The following is a 1,092-nucleotide window of genomic DNA, read 5'->3' as shown; positions in this document are numbered from 1 at the left end:
CAGCTCATCCAGGCGTACGAGGACACCCTGCTCAACCCGTACATCGCAGCCGAGCGCGGCTACATCGACGCGGTGGTCATGCCGTCCGACACCCGTCGGCACATCGTGCGGGGCCTGCGTCAGCTGCGCACCAAGCGGGAAAACCTGCCTCCGAAGAAGCACGGCAACATCCCCCTGTGACCGGCCCGATGAGGGAAAGGAGCAGCCGATGATGTTCAAGGTCGTACGGGGCAACCCCACCCCCGAAGAGCTGGCCGCCGCACTCGCGGTGGTCCAAGCCCGCGCCACGGCGGCCGCCTCCGTGCCCGCGCCGCCGGAGACCGTGCACGAGTGGACGGACAGGGCGCGCACCATGTCGCGCCACGCCCTTCCGCAGCCGAGCCCGAAGGCCTGGCGCAGCACGTACTGGCCCCGCTGAACCGGACGCAGTGGACCAAGCCCTCGCGGCCATCTCCTACGTGCACCGCAATTCCCCCGGGCCCGGCGGCCGACGTGCCATCGCCCGACCCCGTGACCAGCAATTCGGAGAAACCATGAACCCCCTGCAACAGCGGACAGCCGCCGGTGCCGCACCGACGCCCCGCGCCCGCGTGGTGATCGCCAAACCCGGGCTCGACGGCCACGACCGAGGCGCCAAGGTCATCGCCCGGGCCCTGCGCGACGCCGGCTACGAGGTGATCTACACCGGCCTGCACCAGACCCCGGAACAGATCGTCGCCACCGTCATCGCCGAGGACGCCTCGATCCTGGGCCTGTCCGTGCTCTCGGGCGCGCACCTGACGATCGTGGAAAAGGTGATCAGCCTGCTCACCCAGCACGAGGCGGGTGACACCCGCCTCCTCGTCGGCGGCATCATCCCCGACGCCGACGTCCTCGCGCTGAAGGCCATGGGCGTCCACGCCGTCTTCACCCCCGGCGCCGACATGCGCGGCATCGTCGAGACCGTCCACCGACTCAGCGCCAACCTCGACGACACACTGGAGCCGGCATGCTGACGAAGGTGCTCATCGCCAACCGTGGCGAAATCGCTGTCCGCGTTGCCCGGGCGTGCCGGGATGCGGGGATCGCGAGCGTGGCCGTCTACGCGGATCC

At 70.1% G+C, this 1,092-nt stretch carries 4 protein-coding genes; all 4 read left to right on the top strand.

What is annotated here, in order from left to right; translation table 11 throughout:
* Nucleotides 1-180 (top strand): carboxyl transferase domain-containing protein (locus ACWD4J_RS44135; protein ID WP_451401182.1); only part of this gene is annotated, 180 nt, incomplete at its 5' end.
* A 31-nt stretch (nucleotides 181-211) separates the two neighbouring features.
* Nucleotides 212-418: an acyl-CoA carboxylase subunit epsilon gene (locus ACWD4J_RS44130; RefSeq protein WP_451401200.1), complete on the top strand. Its 207-nt coding sequence runs from the start codon at nucleotides 212-214 to the stop codon at nucleotides 416-418.
* Between the two features lie 115 nt (nucleotides 419-533).
* On the top strand, nucleotides 534-995 hold the full coding sequence (locus ACWD4J_RS44125; protein WP_451401199.1) for a cobalamin B12-binding domain-containing protein: 462 nt from the start codon (nucleotides 534-536) through the stop codon (nucleotides 993-995).
* Nucleotides 992-1,092, top strand: a 101-nt coding sequence (locus ACWD4J_RS44120) for a biotin carboxylase N-terminal domain-containing protein (protein ID WP_158786608.1), incomplete at its 3' end; no start/stop codon positions are given. The genes ACWD4J_RS44125 and ACWD4J_RS44120, both read left to right, overlap by 4 nt.

Source organism: Streptomyces sp. NPDC002577 (genome assembly GCF_053594815.1).
The sequence above is the reverse complement of the archived record's forward strand: the minus strand, read 5'-3'. Positions and strand labels throughout refer to the sequence as shown.

Excerpts from the sequence above, each read along its gene's own strand:
- ACWD4J_RS44125 (WP_451401199.1), top strand. The coding sequence starts at position 534 with ATGAACCCCCTGCAACAGCGGACAGCCGCCGGTGCCGCACCGACGCCC.
- ACWD4J_RS44130 (WP_451401200.1), top strand. The coding sequence starts at position 212 with ATGTTCAAGGTCGTACGGGGCAACCCCACCCCCGAAGAGCTGGCCGCC.